Below are 19324 nucleotides of genomic sequence, written 5' to 3' on the forward strand. Positions count from 1 at the left end.
AGGTCATCAAGGGGACGCTGCACTCGGGCAATCGCGAAGGCACGCTCGGTCGGACGTGACGTCATCTCCCTCGGTATCGTGAACTCATGAATGAGGTCCGTGGGCCGCGGCCATCGGTCGTGCCGGCAGGGTGGGCGACATTCCGTTGCAGCGCGGTCCCGCTGGGAGCGGGCCATCCGTGCGTGGCTCGGATCTTGTGAGGAGTGCATGGTGACTACCTTTACGACCAGGCCCACGCTGGAGGGCACGTTCGGGATGGTCTCGTCCACGCACTGGATCGCCTCGCAGGTGGCGATGGGGATTCTCGAACGCGGAGGCAACGCGTTTGACGCTGCCGTCACCGCCGGCTTCGTGCTGCACGTCGCTGAGCCACACCTGAATGGCCCGGCCGGGGAGGTGCCGGCGATCGTGTGGGCTACCGATGATCCGGTGCCTCGCGTGCTGGCTGGGCAGGGGCCGGCTCCGGCCGCCGCGACGATCGATCACTATCGCTCGCTCGGACTGGATCTGATCCCAGGGTCCGGATTGCTGGCCGCGGCCGTGCCCGGCGCCGTAGACGCGTGGCTGCTGTTGCTGCGCGACCGAGGCAGTATGTCGTTGGGCGAGGTGCTCGCCCCGGCAATCGCATACGCCAACAACGGCATCCCCGTGGTGGAGCGCGTCACCACCACCATCGAGAGTGTCCGGAACCTCTTCGAGCAGGACTGGACGACCTCCGCGCAGCAGTGGCTGCCCGATGGGCGCCCGCCCCAGCCGGGCTCGCTGATGTGCAACCCAGCCTACGCGCGCACACTGCAACGCCTCGTCGACGAGGCGCATGCATCCGGTGGTGGCCGCGACGCGCGCATCGATGCGGCCCGCCGAGCCTGGAGCAGCGGGTTCGTCGCTGAGGCGATCGATCAATTCGCCATGCAGTCGTTTCGCGACTCCAGCGGCGAGCGCCATGCCGGCGTGATCACCGGGAACGACATGGCGGCCTACCACGCTGGGTGGGAGTCGCCGGCGACTGTCGACTGGCACGGAGTCACAGTCGCCAAGCCGCCCGCGTGGAGCCAGGGACCGACTCTGCTCCAGACCCTTCGGCTTCTCGACGCACTCGGTGACCCGGAGGCGTTGGACCCCGACAGCGCGCACGGCATCCACGCGATCGTCGAGTGCCTGAAGCTCGCGTTCGCAGATCGCGAGGCGTGGTACGGCGACGTCGACGACGTGCCGCTGGCGACGCTGTTGTCGCCCGAGTATGCGTCGGCACGAGTCCACCTGGTCGGCGAGCAGGCCTCGGGGCAGGTGCAGCCAGGCAGCCCGGACGGGCGCGCACCCAGGATGGCCGCCCATGTGATGGCACAGCTGCGCGGGCAGGCCACGACAGCATCTGATCACGCGGACCCGTCTCTGGGCGAACCGACGATCGATGCGAAGGGAGTAACTCGCGGAGACACCTGCCACATCGACGTAGTGGATCGGTGGGGCAACATGATCTCGGCCATGCCCAGCGGCGGGTGGCTGCAGAGCTCGCCGTTGATCCCGGCATTGGGATTCCCGCTCGGCAGCCGGCTGCAGATGCTCTGGCTCGAGGAGGGACTGCCAACTTCCCTCAAGCCGGGGCGGCGCCCGCGGACCACCCTGAGCCCGACGATGGTGCTGCGCGATGGACTGCCCACTCTGGCATGCGGGTCGCCGGGTGGAGACCAGCAGGAGCAGTGGCAGCTGCAGCTGCTCCTGCGTCACCTGGTCAAGGGGCAGTCACTTCAAGAGGCCATCGACGCACCGGCCTGGCACACCGCCAGCCTGCCAGCATCGTTCTACCCCCGGAAGGTCTCGCCGGCATCGCTGATCGTGGAGGATCGCCTTCCCACAGACGTGCAAGACCAGCTGGAGGCCAAGGGACATCGGCTCACGGTGGCCGGGTCCTGGGCGCTCGGGCGGCTGTGCGTCGTGACGAGAGACCCCGAGTCAGGGATGTTACGCGCGGGCGCCAATCCTCGTGGAATGCAGGGGTATGCGTGCGGTAGATGATCTTGTGATCGAGCGGGGCCGAGGCGGGCTCAGTTCGCGCAGTGAGTCAGTGGAGTCATCGCGCGAGACTCATCAGGGCCTCCAGGAGCACGTTGGCTCCGTTCACCAACAGGTCGGGGTCCGTGTGCTCGAAGCGCGAGTGGCTACGGCCGTCGTGACTGGGCACGAAGATCATTCCGGTAGGGGCGATCTGAGCCAGGTTCTGCGAGTCGTGGCCCGCCCCTGACGGGATGATGATCGTCGAGAGGTCGCACCGCCTCGCGGCGGCGTTGATGTGGTCGCGGATGCCCGCGTCCATGTCTACAGGCTGCACGGCGGGGTCCAGGCGCATCTCGCACTCCACATTGTGTGCGGCCGCGCACTCGTGGGCGATCCGAGTCACGTTCCGCGCCAGCGCATCCACCTGCTCGACGTCCGGTGCGCGGAAGTCGAGGCTGAGGTGAGCCCGCTCCGGCACGACGTTGGTCCCTCCCGGCTCAAGTGTGATCAGACCGCAGGTCGCGACGGCGTCGCCGCTGACGGAGGCGGCGACGCCGGCCAGGCGGGTCAGGAATGCACCGGCTGCGCGGGTCGGGTCGCGGCGCATCGTCATGGGAGTGGTGCCGGCGTGGTCGGGGCGGCCGATGAAAACTACCTCTCCACCGCCAAGTCCGACGATGGACCTCACAATCCCGATCGCGATGCCTTCGGCTTCCAGCCGCGGACCCTGCTCGATGTGCAGCTCGATGAAGCTCCGCACGCGCCCCGGGTCGATCCGATGGTCGGCGTAGATGTCCCCGGTGCGCCATGGGAAGTCCTGCAGCGCCGTGGCCAACGAATCGCCTTCTCGCCCGGCCATACTGTCGAGACGGCTCGTGTCGTAACCGTGGACCAGGCCGTATGAGCCGAAGAGATGACTGTAGTTGCCTTCTTCGTCCGCGAACACCACGGACTGGACCGGGTGGGTCAAGTCGAGGTCTTCCTCCGCGATCCGACGGACACACTCCAACGCCGCGACTGCGCCGAGGGCGCCGTCCAGCGACCCGCCACTCGGGACGGTGTCGATGTGGGACCCGCTCCAGATCGCCGGCTTCTCCCACGAGCCGGGCAAACCGGCGGTCATGTTGCCGAGCCCGTCGCAGCGCAGCTCGAGGCCGGAGGCATCGCACCGGTCCTTGTACCACTGTCTGGCTGCAGCGTCCTCGGCCGAGAATGCCGTGCGGCTGATCCCGCCATCGCCGTTCCGGCCGATGTGTGCCAGGGTCTCCAGGTCTTCCAACAGCCGTTGTGCGTTGACCTTCATGCGTTATTCGCATCCTTCGCGAGATAGCTCATGACGGCGGTGGTCATGGCTTCGATGCCCGTGCGCATGGTGGGCTCCATGACGGGCGCGAAGGTGCTGGCGTGGTTGCCAGGGATGGTGGTGGACAGCGTGCCGTCGGCTTCTGCCGTGCGGTAGGTGTCGGGGTCGAACCCGCCCCAGATCCAGAACAGGTAGGGGACCCCGAGAGCGTTGGGGATGTCGCTGAAGTCCTCACTGCCGGTGGACGGTTCCATCAGGACTGCCTTGTCGCCGAACCTGTTTGCGAACGCGGCAAACACCTTGTTGTGCACCTCTGGCGAGTTCTGCGTCAGGGGCGCGGACTGGTAGTCGTCGAACTCTGGTGGTGCTGAGCATCCGGATGCATCGCACTCCGCGCGGACGACGCGTTCGACCGCTGCCCGCAGCAGGCTGCGCGTTTCCCGGTTGTAGGACCGCAGGTTGAGCAGGAGCTCCGCGCTGCCCGGGATGATGTTGCTCTTGGTGCCGGACTGAAAGCTGCCGACGGTGACGACCCCGAAGTGTCCGGGGGCGAGCTCGCGGGAGACGATCGCGTTGAGCCGAAGGACGATTGCGCTGCCGAGCAGGATCGGGTCGATCCCGAGGTGCGGCATCGATCCATGGGTGCCGCGCCCGTGGACGGTGACCTTGATGCTGTCGGAGGCGGACAGCGCCGCGCCCGGCCGAGAGGCGACCGTGTCGTAAGGCAGGCCCATCACATGTTGCCCGAGGGCGACGTCCGGTTTGGGGATGAGGTCGGCGAGACCGTCGTCGACCATCGCTTGAGCGCCGGCGACAAGCTCCTCAGCGGGCTGGAACAAGGCGATGAAGGTGCCTGACCAGTCGGCTCTGTGCTCGGCGAGCAGTTGGGCGGTGGCCAGCAGACAGCTGATGTGCATGTCGTGGCCGCAGGCGTGCATCACGGGCACCTGCCGCCCTTGCGGGTCGGTGGCCGTGGTGGTGGAGGCGTAGGGCAGGCCGCTCTCCTCGCGAACGGGCAACCCGTCCATGTCAGCACGAGCCAGCACAACCGAGCCCGGCCCGTTGACCAGCACACCGACCAGGCCGGTGCCGCCGATGCCCGTGTGGACGGTGTATCCCAGGTTGCGCAGTCGGTCCGCCACCAGCCCTGACGTGCGAGTCTCCTGAAAGCTCAGCTCTGGGTTGCGGTGGAGGTCCTCATAGAGGTTCACGTGCCACGGCAGGACATCGTCCACGTGGGTCAGCAGGTCATCGGTCATGGTCTTTCCCTCTCACCTGGGTGTTTGGTCGACGCTGAGCCGACCACCCTGCCAGACCTGTCGGATCCGACCCGGCAGCGTCGCGAGCTCATCCACGCCGCCGTCGACGACCACCAGGTCTGCGACCAGACCGGGGGCGACCCGGCCGACCAGGTCGTTCAGACCGCACAACGCGGCCGCGCTGCTGGTGCCGGCGGCCAGCGCCTGGTTCGCGGTCATCCCGCACTCTTGCAGGAGGACCAGCTCTTCGAGGTTGCGTCCGTGCGGGCCGACTCCACTATCGGTGCCGAGCGCGATGTGCACCCCGGCGTCGATCGCCATCCGCACCGACTCCAGGTGCACCTGGGAGACCGCCCGGGCCTTCTCCACCACCACGGTCGGGATGTTCACGCCGGCGTCGGCTGCCGTCAGCACCGCGCGCGGTGCCGCGAGCGTCGGCACCAGCCAGGTACCACGCTCCAACATCATGCTGATCGCCTCGCTGTCCAGGTAGATGCCATGCTCGATCGAGCGAACTCCCGCCCGTACAGCGTTCTTGATGCCGTTGGTCCCCTGCGCGTGCGCGAGCACATAGCTGTCATGCGCGCGCGCCTCGGCCACCGCGACCTGAATCTCCTCAGGAGTGAACTGCGTGTGCCGTGGGTCATCGCGAGGTGACAGCACCCCTCCAGTGGTGCAGATCTTGATCTGGTCCGCACCGGCCCGAAACATCCTTCGCACCACCTGCCGCATCCCAGCCGGGCCGTCGGCGATCCCGGGCGGGCGACCCGGGTGAGGCTGAGACAGCGGGACGTCGTTGCCTGAGGCGAACCACCCGTCGGTGTGACCGCCGGTCTGCCCAATGATGTTGATCGACAGCAGCACCCGAGGACCTTCGATGAGTCCGTCGGCAAGCGCCTGCTTGATTCCCAGGTCCGACCCGCCGGCGTCCCGGACGGTGGTGACGCCGGTCTGCAAGGTGGCGCGCAGGTTCGCCATCGCCTCATAGAACTGGTAGGAGAACGGCGTGGTCAGCCGCTTCATCAGGTCCACACCGGACGAGGTCAGATGCACGTGGCAGTCAAAGAACCCGGGCAACACGGTCCCACCGTTCAGCTCGACGGCCTCGTCGCCGTCCAGGCCCGTTCCGACGTCGACGATCACCCCGTGCTGCACGACAACGTCAGCGTCCTCCGGGTCGGAACCGGTGCCGTCGAACACCTTCCCACCGGTGAACAGGACTCTCTTGTCGGTCGTTTCGGAGATCGATGCGGTCATGCTTCCTCCATCTTCGTTCTACCGTGCGGCGTCGCCTGTGCGCGTATTCGCGTCGCGCTCCAGCGCGCGGATCGCCAGCTGTGCGTGCAGCAGCACCCCGTCGGGGATGACGTCGTCGACGAACGCCGCACGAGGACTGTGGTTGTTTGCCTGACCTGCCGGGTCGTCGCCGGCGTGAGCGCCGAGGAAGAGGTAGCAGCCGGGCACCTCCTCGAGCACCCGCGAGAAGTCCTCCGCGCCCGGGCTCGGGTGCGGCAGATCCGCGAACCGTCGGTCGCCGAATACCTCGCGCACCACGCCCGCGGCGAATGCGGCGTGCCCGGAGTTGTTGACGGTCGGCGGGTACTCGTCGTGGTACTTGGCGTCCGCCGTCAGCCCGTGAGCCGCCGCAATCTGTTGGCACAACCGAGGTGCCAGCTCGCGGAGCTGGTCGCGACTGGCGGGGCTGAAGGTGCGGATCGTCGCCTCGAACGCGGCATCATCGGGGATGATGTTGCGACGGGTGCCCGCGTGGAAGGATCCGATCGTGATCACCACCGGGTCGAACACGTCCATCCGGCGAGTCACCATGGTCTGCAGCGCCGTGATGATCTCCGCCGCGACCGACACCGGGTCCAGCGAGAGGTGCGGCATCGACCCGTGGCCGCCTCGACCGTGCACGGTCACCTCCAGCCCGTCGCTCGCGGCCATCAGAATGCCTGGCCGCGTCGTGAACGAACCTCGAGGGAAGCGTGTTGAATACACGTGCATCCCGTAGGCCGAATCGACCCGGCTGCCAGCCGCATCCAGCACGCCCTCGCGGATCATGTGCCCGGCGCCGTCGAAGCCCTCCTCTCCCGGCTGGAACATGAACACCACGTCACCAGCCAGTTCCTCTCGGTGTGCAGACAGCAGCCTGGCCGCGCCCACCAGCATCGCGGTGTGCAGGTCGTGTCCGCACGCGTGCATCGCCCCCTCCACCTGGCTGGTGTAGGGCAGGCCGGTCTGCTCGGTCACCGGCAGCCCGTCCATGTCGCCCCGCAACAGCACCGCCGGGGCACGTTCCGCCGGATCACGCGTCCGCCCGCCACGCAGCACCGCGGTGACGGACGTAAGTGCCTGGCCGGTGGTGATCTCCAACGGGAGGCCGTCCAACGCCTCCAACACCAGTTGCTGGGTCACCGGAAGGGCGAGGCCAATCTCCGGGTGCTGGTGCAACCGGTGCCGCAGCCCGATCAGGTCGTTGCTGAGGGCGGCGGCATCGTCGCGCAGCCTGTTGTCTCGTCCCACTGAATCTCTCCTGACTTCAAGTCCACTGAGGGACTCGCACGCTGCTCACTCTGACACCGATGGTCCAATAGACAGATAGGTTGCAGAAATCCGTCGTTGAGAGGCCTACTCATGGATGATTCCGGCATGCTTTCGGAGAGTGACCTCGCCCTGGTTACTGCACTGCAGGTTGCCCCACGGGCATCCTGGGCGGCCGTTGCACAAGCGACGGGACTCAGCGCGGCGACTGCGGCCCGGCACTGGCAGCATCTGGTCGAGACCGGTGCCGCATGGGTCACCGCCAGCCCCGGCCAGGCGGTTTGGGCTTCGCGTTGCGTGGCCTACGTCGAGGTGAGTTGCACCCCGGGCGACACCCTTGAGGTCGCGCAGACTCTGGCGCAGGACCCGAACGCTCTCACCGTCGAGGTCACTGCCGGCGGAGCCGACCTGTTCTTGACCGTGGCCGCGACAGATCTGGCTGCGATGTCGAGGTATCTGTTGCAGCGTATCGACACCATTCCCGGCATTACCCGCACCAACTCCCGCATCGCCACCGGCCTGTATCGGGATGGCTCGGACTGGCGGCTTGACGCGCTCCCGGTGCGCAGGTCGGTCCCCACGACCCTTGGCCGAGGAGTAGACCTTCAGGGCGGTGTGAGTCCCGCTCGGCGTACACCTATCGATCGCAGCCTGTCACTGCAACTCGGCCTGGACGGACGTGCGACCTACGCGGACCTGGCGCACCGGGTGGGGGTCAGTGAGGTGACTGCACGTCGGCGTACCGCGCACCTCATCCGCACGGGGACGCTCGTTTTGCGCACCGAGGTCGCGGCGCACCGAGTCGGGTGGCCGGTCTCCGCCATCTTGTCGATCGAGGTCCCCGTCAACCTGCTCAGTGAGGCTGCCCGCACCGCAGCCCGACTGCGGCAGATGCGCCTGGTGGCGACAGTGGCCGGTAGTCCGTCGCTCATCAGCGTTGCCTGGCTCAAGCAGGTCGCCCAGATTCACGACCTTGAACAGCGCTTGGTTGACACGATTCCCGAGCTTCGTGTCACAGGCCGGCTTACCGTTTTGCGCACCGTCAAACGGATGGGTCGGATCCTTGATGGGCACGGGCACGCGGTGAGCGCTGTGCCGATGGACCACTGGCGGGACCCCCTCGTGGGCTCGGCCGGCCGGCACGAGGCAAATGACGGAATCTGACAGATTTGCAGTCAATTACGACTGTTCTCTACAGGATCGACAAAGTTGTGCCCATGGGTAAACCGCTCGTACTAGCCTGTGCCCCAAGCCCACCGCTGAACTGCGTGCATCGGGGTAGCCCCAGGCCTCGCTAGCGCTGATGGGTTCGAGCATGCGCATCCATGCGTCCTAAGGAGACGGTGATGAAGCGTCAACCACCCTCAAGAAAGAGCACGGCAGTCCGTTCGCTCTCCCGACCGCACCTCGCCCGCAACATCTCCGCCGCGACGGTCGCGGCCATGACGCTCGCCGCATGCACCACCTCCGGCGCCGGCAGCACTGGAAGCAGCGCCGCGGGGTCGGGCCAAGCAAGCGGTGGCAGCGCAGGCACGAGCAGCGCGGCATTCAACATCGCGATCGGTGTCGACCCGGACACTCTCGACCCCGCACAGCAGACCACCAGCACCATCCAGAACATCCTGGATTACGACCTCCAAGGCCTGGTGACGTTCGACCAGAGCGGCAAGCTGGAACCCCTCTTGGCTACTTCCTGGAAGACCTCCGCTGACGCGAAGTCAATCACCTTCAAGCTGCGGACGGGTGTGAAGTTCCAGGACGGCACGCCCTTCAATGCGAAGGCTGTTCAGTACAGTCTCGACCGGCTTATCAGCGGCAAGGTCAAGGTGCCGATCGGTGGCGCGTACCAGGTCATGAAGCGGATCGTGCCGATCGACGCTCATACCGTGCGCATCGACTTGAAGAACGCGGATCCGGACCTGTTACCAAACCTCGCTGCGACGATGGCCGAGATCATTTCACCCACTTCGGCAACAAAAAATGGCAATAAGCCGACCAACATCGTGGATCCGGTTGGCACGGGGCCCTACAAGTTCGTCCAGTTTCAAAATGGCCAGAGCGTGACGCTCACCCGGTATGCCGGTTACTGGGGGAGCAAGCCGTATTACAAAGAGGTCGTGTTCAACATCGTCCCCGAAGCGAACTCGCGAGAGGCAGGACTTCGATCGGGCCAGTATGACCTGATCATGAACCCGCCCCTCAGCGACCTGACCGCGCTTGCGGCCGGCGGAAATATCACTGTCTCCAAATTTCCGGACGACCGATCGGTCTTCTTCGCGTTCAACGTCACCCAGGCGCCGTTCAACAATCAGAAGGTGCGGCAGGCATTCAACTACGCCGTTGACAAGAAGGCCTTGATCAAGAACGTGCTCTTCAACGCTGTCGATCAAATGGACTCGCCGTTTGCCAACAGCATCACCTCGCACTGCACCGCGGGTAGCTATGCGTACAACCCGACCAAAGCCAAGCAACTTCTGAAAGAAGCGGGTGTCGGTAAGATCTCGCTGACGATCGGGACATCGTCAGGACGATACCTGCAGGATCAGCAAACGGCAGAGGCCATCGCCGGGTATCTGCGGCAGGTCGGAGTCACCGCAAAGGTTCAGACCTCGGACTGGCCCACCTATCTGAACGCCATCGAGGGGCCGAACAGCAAGAATGGGCCATACCCGCTGCACATTCTCGGTTGGGCACCGTCGGCGCTGGACGCTCCCGTGCAGATGCAGATGCTGCTCAAGGCCGACTGGCCCACCAATGGCGGCCTCAACACGTCCTTCTACAGCGACCCGAAGGTGGAAAGCCTGTTCGCCAAGGCAAACATGAACCTTGACGAGACCTCACGGAATGCTCAGTACTGTCAGATCCAGAAGCAAGTATGGGCCGACGCACCATGGATCTTCCTGTGGAGCCAGACTCTGACCTTGGCGTACAAGTCCAATCTGGCCGGGATCTCATACCAGCCCAACGAGAAGTTCGTGACGGTCGGGGCGCACCCCAAGTGATGACGTCCGTCCATCGAGCCGATCGGATCGGGGTCGAGCGGTGAGCGGACTCATCGCCTACATCGTGCGCCGGCTGGTTACGGGAGTCATTACGCTCGTCGGGGTCGTCGCCGTAGTTGTGCTGATGGTCCAAGCATTGCCCGGCGATCCCGCTCGTGTCATCGCGGGCATCCAGGCAACCCCCCAGCAGGTGGCCAAGGTTCGGCACACGATGGGACTCGATGAACCTGTAACCGTGCAGTTTTGGCGGTATCTCGAAAATCTTCTGCACGGAAATCTGGGTATTTCGGCTCGCACCGGTGACCCGGTTTCATCTCTGATCGGCACACGGCTTCCCTACACGGTCGAGCTGGCAATTCTGGGGACCGTTTTCGGTGTCATCTTCGGCATCGCGCTGGGAGTCTTGGCAGCAACTCACAAGGGAAAGATCACCGATGCCCTGGCGTCGATGGTCGGGGTGGCCGGTGTTTCGATGCCGGTGTATTGGCTCGGGATCCTGCTCATCGTGGTGTTCGCCGTCGACCTGAAACTCGTGCCGGTCAGTGGCGCGGCCACCTTGTCAAGCCTGATCCTGCCGTCGGTGACGCTCGGCGTATTCTCCATGGCGGTGGTGTCGCGGATGACCCGCGCCACCATGCTGGATACTCTCGACCAAGACTATGTGCGCACAGTCCGTGCAAAGGGAGTAGCGGAGCGGGTCGCGGTGCGGCACGCGTTGCGGAACGCATTCATCCCCATCCTGACGGTGATCGGCCTCCAGTTCGGAACGCTGCTCGGTGGGGCCGTGCTCACCGAGACGGTGTTCTCGTGGCCGGGTATCGGCCAGCTCTTGGTTGCATCAATCAGTTCTCGCGATTTCCCCGCCGTGCAAGGCATCGTCCTGACGTTCGCGGCGATGTTCGTCATCGTCAACATCATCACCGATCTTCTCTACTCGGTTGTGGATCCACGCGTGAGGTTGTACTAATGAACCAGCCCCCATCGCCCGATGCCATGCTCGAAAGCCTTCAGACTGCTGCGCCACGCGTGGATGGATCGCCCTTCTCGTCGCGACTGAGAACCTTCGCGGGCAACAAGGCAGCGCTGGTCGGCCTGGTGATCCTTCTGATATTTGTCATTCTTGCCGTCTTCGCACCCCTGCTGACGAGCCAGGACCCCACGGGGCAGAATTTGGCGGCCGCCTTCCAACCGCCGTCGGCCAAGCACTGGCTGGGCACCGATGACCTGGGAAGAGACATCCTCGCGCGCATCATGTATGGCGGGCGTTATACCCTGCTCATCGGCCTCGTCGCGGTATCGATCGCGACCATTATCGGAGTGCCCTTGGGCCTGATATCGGGATACTTGGGTGGTGTGACCGATACCATTATCCAACGAATCACCGATATCATGCTCTCGTTCAACCCGTTCTTGCTCGCGCTGATGCTGGTTGCCGTGTTCGGGGCGGGCGCAAAAAGTGTGACGATAGCCGCCGGTATCGGCGTGATACCCCAGTTCATCCGGTTGGCACGAGGACAGGCGCTCTCGATTCGGGAAGAGGTATACGTCGAAGCGGCAGTTGCCTTCGGAGAGAAGCCGATGGCGATTTTGAGGCGCCATGTAATGCGTAACTCCCTGGCACCGATCATTGTCTACGCGACTTTGAACATCGGCCTGACCATCCTGGTGGCCGCAGGCCTGGGGTTCCTCGGCCTTGGGGTGCAGCCGCCGGCGCCGGAATGGGGAACGATGCTCGGCGAGGCACGGTCGTACATATTTCATGCGTCGTATCAGATGACGTTTCCGGGGCTCGCCATCTTCCTCGCGGTGCTGAGTTTCAATCTACTCGGGGATGGGCTGCGTGACGCGGTCGACCCGAGCCTACGCGACTGACGGGGTGCCATGACCGAGCCACTACTTTCCATCGAAGACCTGACGGTGACCTTCCGAACACGCAGCGAAAGCGTCCGGGCGGTTGACGGGGTGAGCTTCGAGGTCTATCCGGGCGAGACGGTGGGCGTCGTCGGAGAGTCCGGCTCCGGAAAGAGCGTCACCATGCTGTCCATGCTGCGTCTACTGCCTCGCACGAGCCGGGTGATCACATCCGGGCGAGCCCTGCTGAACGGGAAGGACATGCTGAGGGCCTCGCGGCGGGAGCTACGGCGCATCCGTGGTCGTGAAGTCGCTCTGATCCCGCAGGACCCGATGACCTGCCTGGACCCGGTCCTTCGCATCGGGGGCCAGCTGGGCGAGGCGCTCCGCGCACACAGCTCGGTTTCTCGAGATGAGCAGCGCAAGCGCGCTGTCGAGCTGCTCGCATCGGTCGGACTGCCACAGCCGGACAGGCAGTACGGGCAGTTTCCGCACGAGCTGTCCGGTGGGATGAGACAGCGGGTGATGATCGCGATGGGGATGGCGAACAACCCGTCCCTACTGATCGCGGATGAGCCCACGACCGCATTGGACGTGACCATTCAGGCGCAGGTGATGGACATCCTGCGTGAGGCGCAGGCGGAGACGCAGGCGGGTCTGGTGCTCATCACACACGATCTGGGATTGATCGCAGAGATGGCCGACCGGGTGGTGGTGATGTACGCGGGCCACGTTGTGGAGACGGGTGAGGTGAACGCGATATTTGCCAAGCCGCGTCATCCGTATACGGTCGGGTTGCTGGGCAGTTTGCCGCAGACGGGCGGAGACCAGGACTGGCTTCGGCCCATCCCCGGGAGTCCGCCGGACCTTGCCCGCATACCGACAGGATGTCCATTTCACCCGCGTTGCCTGCACAGTCACGGTCGGGAGATATGCCGAACGCAGCTGCCGCAACTGACACCCATCGGCTCGGACTCGACGCATCGAACGGCGTGCCACTTCTCTGATGAGCTGGCGGACGAGTCCATCCATGGCCTACTTACCGTCGCGCAGGAGATTCAGTGAGTACCGCAGGGGATGACCGGTCGGATCCGGAGGGGCAGAACCGGGTTGTCCTGCAGGCGACGAACCTGGTGAAGCACTTCCCGATAACAAGTGGTCTCACCCGACGGCAAACGGGCGTGGTGCACGCCGTCGATGGGGTGAACCTCGAGCTTCACGCCGGGGAGACACTCGGGGTGGTAGGCGAGTCAGGTTGCGGTAAGACCACGTTGGGTCGAACCTTGATTCGTCTGTTGGACCCGACGGATGGAAATCTCTTGTTCAAGGGACGCGACATCACGAAGCTGTCCGCAAATCAGATGCGTCCCTTGCGCCAGGACATGCAGATTGTCTTCCAGAATCCGTTCGGGTCGCTCGATCCGCGCATGACGGTTCGTGACATCATCGCGGAACCCTTGCGAGTGCATGGACAGTACCACCGGAACAAGTCCGGTAGCAGAATTGCGGAGCTCATGGAGACCGTGGGCCTGAGCCCTGACTATGCCAAGCGGTATCCTCGCGAGTTCTCAGGGGGTCAGCGCCAGCGAATCGGCATTGCTCGGGCCCTCGCCCTCAGTCCGGAGCTGCTCGTACTCGATGAACCGGTTTCCGCCCTTGATGTTTCCATCCAGGCACAGGTCGTCAATCTGCTGAAGAGAATACAGAACGACCTTCACATTTCGTACATATTCATTGCGCACGATCTGACTGTGGTTCGTCACATTTCACACCGCGTCGCGGTCATGTATCTCGGTAAGATTGTCGAAACAGGATCCCGTGACGACGTCTATCACGCGCCGAGCCACCCGTATACTCAGGCTCTCTTGTCAGCTGCGCCCGTTCCTGACCCCGGCGTCCGGAATGTGCGTAAGCGGATTGTTCTCTCAGGCGATGTGCCGAGCCCGGCGAACCCCCCATCCGGATGCCCGTTTCGGACGCGGTGTTGGAAGGCTCAGGAGATCTGTGCCGAAGAGACACCCCAGCTGATCGACCGGGGGCAGGGCCACCCGGTCGCGTGCCACTTCCCCGAGGTTGACGAGACCGTCACTCTCCCGCCGGGAGGCCCACTCGGGGCCATCGGCGCGAAGTGAGCGGACGCGACCGGCGGTTCATCGGGCGAAGTCGGTCACCGAGAGTGGGTGCTGCGCCGGGCCGATGCCGGTCGTGTCGGGGTTGAGCAGCCAGCCGACGCGCTTCGTCGCGCTCAGGATGATGGTGCTGCGCAGCAGTTCGATGCCCGGGATGCGTTGCGCGAGTGCGAGTTCCACATCCATCACATCGGCGACCGAGCGCAGCCACATAACGATGATGAAGTTCGCCATGCCGGTCGTGGAGGCGGCGAGTCGCACCTGCGGCATCGTCGCGAGGGCGCGCGCCGCGTCGTCGTGTGAGCCCGCGGGCACCCGCGCGGTCCACTGGCAGCTGATCGGGAACCCGCTGCAGCGCTGCGCGATCTCGCAGCGGAACGACAGCACGTTCGCCGCGATCACCCGGGTCAGCTGGCGCTGCACCGTCGCGGGGCTGCGGTCGAGTGCTCGGGCGAGGTCGGCCGCGGTCACCCGGCCGTTGGCCGCGAGGTAGGGCAGCAGCTCGAGGTGGCTCGGGGGAAGGTGCGTGGACGGCCCGGGCGGGGGAGCAAGGCGCTGCATCTGCGCTCGCTGCGTCGCGTTGAGCACGCTGAGCCGCCACGCATAACCACCCTGGTGCAGGCGCGTGGACATGGCCGACTGGTAGCCGATCACCCCGGGCAGCGCGGCGATTCGACCGATCACCACCTCGCTCAGCTCCTGGAACGACAGCGTCGCCACTGTCAGCAGCAGGCTGCGATCGCTCGCGGAGTGCTCCACCGTCACGATCTGGGGGACCTTCGTCAGCGCCGCGGAGATCGCCTCGCGGCGGCGCATGTCGCAGTCCACCTCGAGGAAGGACAGTGACATGTCCTTCGGGTCCCCGACGAGATGCCCGGTGACCCAGGCGATCCCTGCGGCGCGCAGCCGCTCCCACCGCGCGGCGATCGAGGTGGGGTGCGCGTCCAGCACCGGCGCCAGGTCGGTCCAGCGGGCCCGAGGGGCGAACTGCAGCGCGTTGACCAGCGCGAGATCCTCCTCGCTCGGCGTTTCCTGTTCGCTCACCATTGCGACCCATCGGAGCATGAAAGCTGTGTTGAGTGGGCTATTACTGATCAGTTTAAGGGATTTTGCGCACTGTGATGCGAGTCACCTCACAATCGATCCAGCACCCGCAGCCGCACCCAATGAGGAGACCCGATGCCCCTGGAGCCCCGCGACCTGACCGCCGACCTGACTCGCTTCCGCCATGAGCTGCACCAGGAGCCGGAGGTCGGCCTGGACCTGCCGCGCACCCAGGAGAAGGTGCTGCGCGAGCTGGACGGCCTGCCCTACGAGATCACCACCGGGCACGAGACGACCTCGGTCACCGCGGTGCTGCGCGGCAAGGGCGGGACCACAACGAAGGACCGACCGGTGGTGCTGCTGCGCGCCGACATGGACGCGCTGCCGGTGCAGGAGCAGACCGGCGTCGACTTCACCTCGCGCATCGACGGCGCGATGCACGGCTGCGGGCACGACCTGCATACGAGCATGCTGACCGGCGCCGCCCGGCTGCTCGCCGACCGCGTCGACCAGCTCGCCGGCGACGTGGTGCTGATGTTTCAGCCCGGCGAGGAGGGGTATGACGGAGCGTCCGTCATGCTGCGCGAGGGAGTCCTGCAGGCGGCCGGCCGCACCGTGGACGCCGCGTTCGCGATGCACGTCTTCTCCTGCATGGCGCCGCACGGCCAGCTGCTCACCAAGCCCGGCGTGATGATGAGCGCCTCCGACGGGCTGGAGGTCACCATCCACGGCGCGGGCGGCCACGGCTCCGCGCCGCACAAGGCCAAGGACCCGGTCGTCGCCGCCGCCGAGATGGTCACCTCGTTGCAGGTGATGCTCACCCGGCAGTTCGACATGTTCGACCCGGCCGTGCTGACCGTCGGTGTGCTGCGAGCAGGCACCAAGCGCAATGTCATTCCCGAAACCGCCTCCTTCGAGGCCACGATCCGCACCTTCTCCGAGGAGAACCGCGAGCGGATGCAGCGCGTCGTGCCCCGCCTGATCCAGGGCATCGCCGCGGCGCACGGGCTGACGGCCGAGGTCCACTACAACATCGAATATCCCCGCACCGTCACCGACCTGTCGGAGACGCAGCGCGCCGAGCAGGTCATAGGGGGGCTGCTCGGCGAGGAGCGACTGACGCGACTCGCGACACCGATCTCCGGCTCGGAGGACTTCTCCCACGTGCTGGACCGGGTGCCCGGCACGTTCATCGGGCTCGGCGCGGTCACGCCCGGCGTCGACCCCGCGACCGCCGCGTTCAACCACTCGCCACACGCGATCTTCGACGACGGTGTGCTCACCGACGGCGCTGCACTGTATGCCGAGCTGGCCACGACCCGGCTCGCGTCCCTGGCCACGGAGCCTGCCTCCGCGGTGACCGCGTGACCACCTCCACACCGCACCAGGCAGGAACGAGTTCATGAGTCAGTCAACAACGACCGCACCTTCGTCCCGGCGCCCGGCGGTCCATCAGTCCCTGTCGGTCTTCCTCGGTCCGCTGGTGCTCGTCGAGCTCTTCAGCGGTGTGCTGCAGATCTACTTCTCGCCGGTCTACTCCATGCTCGCCGCCAAGTTCGGCGTCGGTATCGGCACGCTGTCGTGGTCGCTGACCGGGTTCACCCTGGCCGCAGCCGTATCCACCCCGGTCTTCTGCAAGCTCGGAGACGTCTACGGGCACCGCAGGATCCTGCGGATCCTCGTCGCGATCGTCGCGGCCGGCTCGGTGCTGATCGCCGCCGCCCCGACGTTCTCCGTCCTGGTGGCGGGCCGCGTGCTGCAGGGCATGTTCCCGGCCTACTTGCCGCTGATGTTCGGGCTGGTGCGGGACCGGTATGGCGACGACGACACCAAGCGGGCGATTAGCTATCTGACCTCGATCCTGATCTTCGGCGTCGTATTCGGCCTGGTGGCAGTCGGACTCATCACCCGCTACACCAGCGGCCCGACCTGGGCCCTGTGGCTGCCCGCGATCGGCACCCTGGTCGGTTTCGCCGGCCTGATGCTGGTGCGCGGCGAGCGGGTCGAGCGGCGCACCGACCTGCGGGTCGACTGGACCGGTGCGATCATGCTGGGCGTCGGGTTCGCGTTGCTGCTGCTGGGCATCTCCGAGGGATCCGACTGGGGCTGGGCGTCGGCGCGCGTCGTCGGCAGCATCGTGCTGGGAGTCGTCGTGCTGGTGGCCTGGGCGCTGATCGAGCTGCGCATCGAGCAGCCGCTGGCCGACCTGCGGTGGCTGTTCAAGCCGCACTTCGTCCCGATCTACGTGGTCGGGTTCTGCACCTACTTCGCCGTCCTGGGAGGGCAGGTCGTCGGGTCCACCTTCATGGCCGCCCCGAGCAAGGTTCTGGGCTACGGGCTGGGCCTCAGCCCGTTCGGGATCAGCATGTGGCTGGCCCTGACCTTCTTCGTGATGTTCCTCGGCGTGATCTCGACCGCTCGTCTGGGCAAGGCGATCGGCTTCCGCACGGTGATGATGATCGGCGCGATCCTCGCGGCGGTCGGCTTCCTGGGACTGGTGGTGTGGCACGGGAACCTGTTCGCGTTCGTGCTCCTGACCGCGGTCGCGGTCGGCGGCATGGGCTTCATCGAGAGCTCGACCCGCACCCTGGTCGTCGGCGGCCTGCGCGACGGGGAGGTCTCGATGGGGGAGGGCATCTACGAGCTGTCGATCAGTCTCGGCCCGGCCGTCGGCTCCGCCGTGATGGGCGCGGTCCTGTCCGCGAATGCCTCCAAGATCCAGGGGCTGGCCACCGAGCACGGCTACCGGACCAGCTGGGTCGTCATGGGCCTGGTGTGCCTGCTCGCAGCGGTCGTGGCCATCGGCTTCTTCCTCTCCGGCCGGCGTCACAGGTCGACGTAGACCTTCAGGTCGGCGGCGATGGACAGCAAGTTGTCGAGCATGTCCCCGGCCGTCAGACTGCTGCCGGCATCGGTCAGACTCAGGTCTGCTGTGCTCACCCGATCTCCGAAGAGCATGAAGGCCTGCGCCAAATCATCCTTGCGCGAGACCCACTGCAGCCCATCGCAGGTCGGGATCGTGTCATGGGCGGTCTGTGCCCACCGGGTGGTGCGCGGATACGTAATCGGAGGAGAGTCGATCATCTGTGCGCGGGTCAGACCCAGACGCTCGAGTCCGTGCACGGTCAGCTGCACCAGTTTCAGGACTCTCGTGGAGGTCATGGTGAACATGCGCCGACCCCTCAACCGGTCCCCGGTGACGACACCACCGCCTCGCACGTCGTGGAAGACGCTCTCGGACAGGGCTCCGCTCACGGTTGTTGCCGCATACAGGACCGGGATGAGGCCACCATGGCCGGCAACTGGGCTGAACCGCCCCACGACCCCTGGTGCGGTGTAGGCCTGGTTGCCCGGGTAGCCGTCGTACCCGCAGCGGTGCATCGTGGTCCCCTTGGCAAGGGTCTTGAGGAGGAAGTCCGGCTGCGCCGGCGGCTCCGGGGTCTCGAGCTCAGGCACTTGCTTCATGGAGTCGGGCGGCAGCCCGGATCACCGCGCCGGGATCCGAGCCCATGACGTCGACCGGTCTGAGCTCCTCGAGATACGCGTTGGGGGCGATGAACCACAGCGCGATCCCGACACCGTCGCCGATTGGGCCGTATGCCGTGGCGATGTCCTTCAGCGCGGGTTGCGGGTGACCGGTTGCGTCAAACTGGAAGGCCGGGAACAGGCGCCGGTTGCCACGTCGGATCGCGATGACCTTGCCGTCCCGCAACCATCGGGTGGGTGCTGCGGAGGGGTTCGCGGGCGCCATTCCTGCGCGCTGAGTGACCTGGGCGCTGGTGAGCAGCCCGAATTCGGCGTCCAGCTGATGCAGCTTGTCGGCAGCCAGGTGGACCTGCCGGGTGGCTCCCTCGCTTGATCCGAGGTCTCGGGTGAGGGCGTCGAACAGCCTCTCGGCCGGTAGCTTCTGCGACAACCGCTCCAGAAGCGGCGCGGCCAGGTCGCGTGGCACCTCGACCACCAGGGTGTCCATGGCGGCAGTGCTCTTGTCGATCAGATCCCGGCTGGACACGGCGGGGGACTCACGGACCGCCTTGGCCACCTTGCGATTGACGGCACGGACCCGGATGGACCTGCTCGATGCTGCCATGCCATCTCCTCCAGAGTGCGTTACCAGTATAACTGCCGATACCAATCTTATAAACCTTATGATCATCCACTTCCCTGCATCCGCTCGGTATTGAGCGTATGATTAAA

16 protein-coding genes are annotated in these 19324 nt (G+C 65.7%); 9 read left to right on the top strand and 7 right to left on the bottom strand.

Annotation, left to right across the window (positions count from 1 at the left end; all coding sequences use genetic code 11):
- The first annotated feature begins 210 nt into the window (after positions 1 to 210).
- Positions 211 to 2016, top strand: coding sequence for a gamma-glutamyltransferase family protein (locus tag FGL98_RS01685; RefSeq protein ID WP_425460970.1), 1806 nt, complete (start codon positions 211 to 213; stop codon positions 2014 to 2016).
- A gap of 55 nt (positions 2017 to 2071) precedes the next feature.
- On the opposite strand, the gene FGL98_RS01690 is transcribed toward FGL98_RS01685, so the two are convergent.
- The 4 genes from FGL98_RS01690 to FGL98_RS01705 are packed head-to-tail and all read right to left on the bottom strand — an operon-like array spanning position 2072 to position 7083.
- Entirely contained in the window at positions 2072 to 3298 is a 1227-nt protein-coding gene (locus FGL98_RS01690; protein WP_146314936.1) for a Zn-dependent hydrolase, read from the bottom strand.
- Entirely contained in the window at positions 3295 to 4557 is a 1263-nt protein-coding gene (locus tag FGL98_RS01695) for an amidohydrolase (RefSeq protein WP_146314937.1), read from the bottom strand. Before FGL98_RS01695 ends, FGL98_RS01690 begins: the two co-directional genes overlap by 4 nt.
- A 12-nt stretch (positions 4558 to 4569) precedes the next feature.
- Positions 4570 to 5814, bottom strand: a complete 1245-nt coding sequence (locus tag FGL98_RS01700) for a metal-dependent hydrolase family protein (protein ID WP_146314938.1) — start codon at positions 5812 to 5814, stop codon at positions 4570 to 4572.
- A gap of 18 nt (positions 5815 to 5832) precedes the next feature.
- Positions 5833 to 7083 carry a M20 metallopeptidase family protein gene (locus tag FGL98_RS01705; protein ID WP_246136321.1) on the bottom strand — a complete coding sequence of 417 codons (1251 nt, stop codon included), beginning with the start codon at positions 7081 to 7083 and terminating at the stop codon, positions 5833 to 5835.
- Positions 7084 to 7209: 126 nt separating this feature from the next.
- Here FGL98_RS01705 and FGL98_RS01710 point away from each other — a divergent pair, with 126 nt between their 5' ends.
- The 6 genes from FGL98_RS01710 (at position 7210) to FGL98_RS01735 (ending at position 14086) form a co-directional block, all read left to right on the top strand.
- Positions 7210 to 8265, top strand: a complete 1056-nt coding sequence (locus FGL98_RS01710) for an Lrp/AsnC family transcriptional regulator (RefSeq protein WP_186525916.1) — start codon at positions 7210 to 7212, stop codon at positions 8263 to 8265.
- A gap of 278 nt (positions 8266 to 8543) precedes the next feature.
- Positions 8544 to 10103, top strand: a complete 1560-nt coding sequence (locus tag FGL98_RS01715) for an ABC transporter substrate-binding protein (protein ID WP_222431959.1) — start codon at positions 8544 to 8546, stop codon at positions 10101 to 10103.
- Between the two features lie 40 nt (positions 10104 to 10143).
- Complete coding sequence (locus FGL98_RS01720) at positions 10144 to 11070, top strand: ABC transporter permease (protein WP_222431960.1); 927 nt, start codon at positions 10144 to 10146, stop codon at positions 11068 to 11070.
- A complete protein-coding gene (locus tag FGL98_RS01725; protein WP_222431961.1) occupies positions 11070 to 11975 on the top strand; it encodes an ABC transporter permease in 906 nt (301 codons plus the stop codon). Before FGL98_RS01720 ends, FGL98_RS01725 begins: the two co-directional genes overlap by 1 nt.
- A gap of 9 nt (positions 11976 to 11984) precedes the next feature.
- The gene (locus FGL98_RS01730) at positions 11985 to 13019 is read left to right on the top strand and encodes an ABC transporter ATP-binding protein (RefSeq protein ID WP_146314941.1); all 1035 of its coding nucleotides are present in this window, start codon (positions 11985 to 11987) and stop codon (positions 13017 to 13019) included.
- Positions 13016 to 14086, top strand: a complete 1071-nt coding sequence (locus tag FGL98_RS01735; RefSeq protein WP_146314942.1) for an ABC transporter ATP-binding protein — start codon at positions 13016 to 13018, stop codon at positions 14084 to 14086. The genes FGL98_RS01730 and FGL98_RS01735 overlap by 4 nt, the downstream gene beginning before the upstream one ends.
- An 18-nt stretch (positions 14087 to 14104) precedes the next feature.
- On the opposite strand, the gene FGL98_RS01740 is transcribed toward FGL98_RS01735, so the two are convergent.
- Positions 14105 to 15127 carry an Lrp/AsnC family transcriptional regulator gene (locus tag FGL98_RS01740; RefSeq protein ID WP_246136322.1) on the bottom strand — a complete coding sequence of 341 codons (1023 nt, stop codon included), beginning with the start codon at positions 15125 to 15127 and terminating at the stop codon, positions 14105 to 14107.
- Positions 15128 to 15262: 135 nt separating this feature from the next.
- Between FGL98_RS01740 and FGL98_RS01745 the strand changes: the two genes are divergently transcribed.
- Together FGL98_RS01745 and FGL98_RS01750 are read left to right on the top strand one after the other, a co-directional pair.
- Positions 15263 to 16495, top strand: coding sequence for a M20 metallopeptidase family protein (locus FGL98_RS01745; RefSeq protein ID WP_146314943.1), 1233 nt, complete (start codon positions 15263 to 15265; stop codon positions 16493 to 16495).
- A gap of 34 nt (positions 16496 to 16529) precedes the next feature.
- Entirely contained in the window at positions 16530 to 17969 is a 1440-nt protein-coding gene (locus FGL98_RS01750; protein ID WP_146314944.1) for an MFS transporter, read from the top strand.
- Here FGL98_RS01750 and FGL98_RS01755 read toward each other — a convergent pair.
- A complete protein-coding gene (locus tag FGL98_RS01755; RefSeq protein WP_186525919.1) occupies positions 17954 to 18583 on the bottom strand; it encodes an RES family NAD+ phosphorylase in 630 nt (209 codons plus the stop codon). The genes FGL98_RS01750 and FGL98_RS01755 overlap by 16 nt on opposite strands.
- Complete coding sequence (locus FGL98_RS01760) at positions 18576 to 19217, bottom strand: hypothetical protein (RefSeq protein ID WP_146314946.1); 642 nt, start codon at positions 19215 to 19217, stop codon at positions 18576 to 18578. The genes FGL98_RS01755 and FGL98_RS01760 overlap by 8 nt, the downstream gene beginning before the upstream one ends.
- Between the last annotated feature and the right edge of the window lie 107 nt (positions 19218 to 19324).

This window comes from Leekyejoonella antrihumi (assembly GCF_007845645.1).
GTDB lineage: Bacteria > Actinomycetota > Actinomycetes > Actinomycetales > Dermatophilaceae > Leekyejoonella > Leekyejoonella antrihumi.

Coding starts and splice junctions, on each gene's coding strand:
- FGL98_RS01730 (WP_146314941.1), top strand. CDS start 11,985: ATGACCGAGCCACTACTTTCCATCGAAGACCTGACGGTGACCTTCCGA.
- FGL98_RS01725 (WP_222431961.1), top strand. CDS start 11,070: ATGAACCAGCCCCCATCGCCCGATGCCATGCTCGAAAGCCTTCAGACT.
- FGL98_RS01700 (WP_146314938.1), bottom strand. CDS start 5,814: ATGACCGCATCGATCTCCGAAACGACCGACAAGAGAGTCCTGTTCACC.
- FGL98_RS01710 (WP_186525916.1), top strand. CDS start 7,210: ATGCTTTCGGAGAGTGACCTCGCCCTGGTTACTGCACTGCAGGTTGCC.
- FGL98_RS01715 (WP_222431959.1), top strand. CDS start 8,544: ATGACGCTCGCCGCATGCACCACCTCCGGCGCCGGCAGCACTGGAAGC.
- FGL98_RS01695 (WP_146314937.1), bottom strand. CDS start 4,557: ATGACCGATGACCTGCTGACCCACGTGGACGATGTCCTGCCGTGGCAC.
- FGL98_RS01745 (WP_146314943.1), top strand. CDS start 15,263: ATGCCCCTGGAGCCCCGCGACCTGACCGCCGACCTGACTCGCTTCCGC.
- FGL98_RS01750 (WP_146314944.1), top strand. CDS start 16,530: ATGAGTCAGTCAACAACGACCGCACCTTCGTCCCGGCGCCCGGCGGTC.
- FGL98_RS01690 (WP_146314936.1), bottom strand. CDS start 3,298: ATGAAGGTCAACGCACAACGGCTGTTGGAAGACCTGGAGACCCTGGCA.
- FGL98_RS01760 (WP_146314946.1), bottom strand. CDS start 19,217: ATGGCAGCATCGAGCAGGTCCATCCGGGTCCGTGCCGTCAATCGCAAG.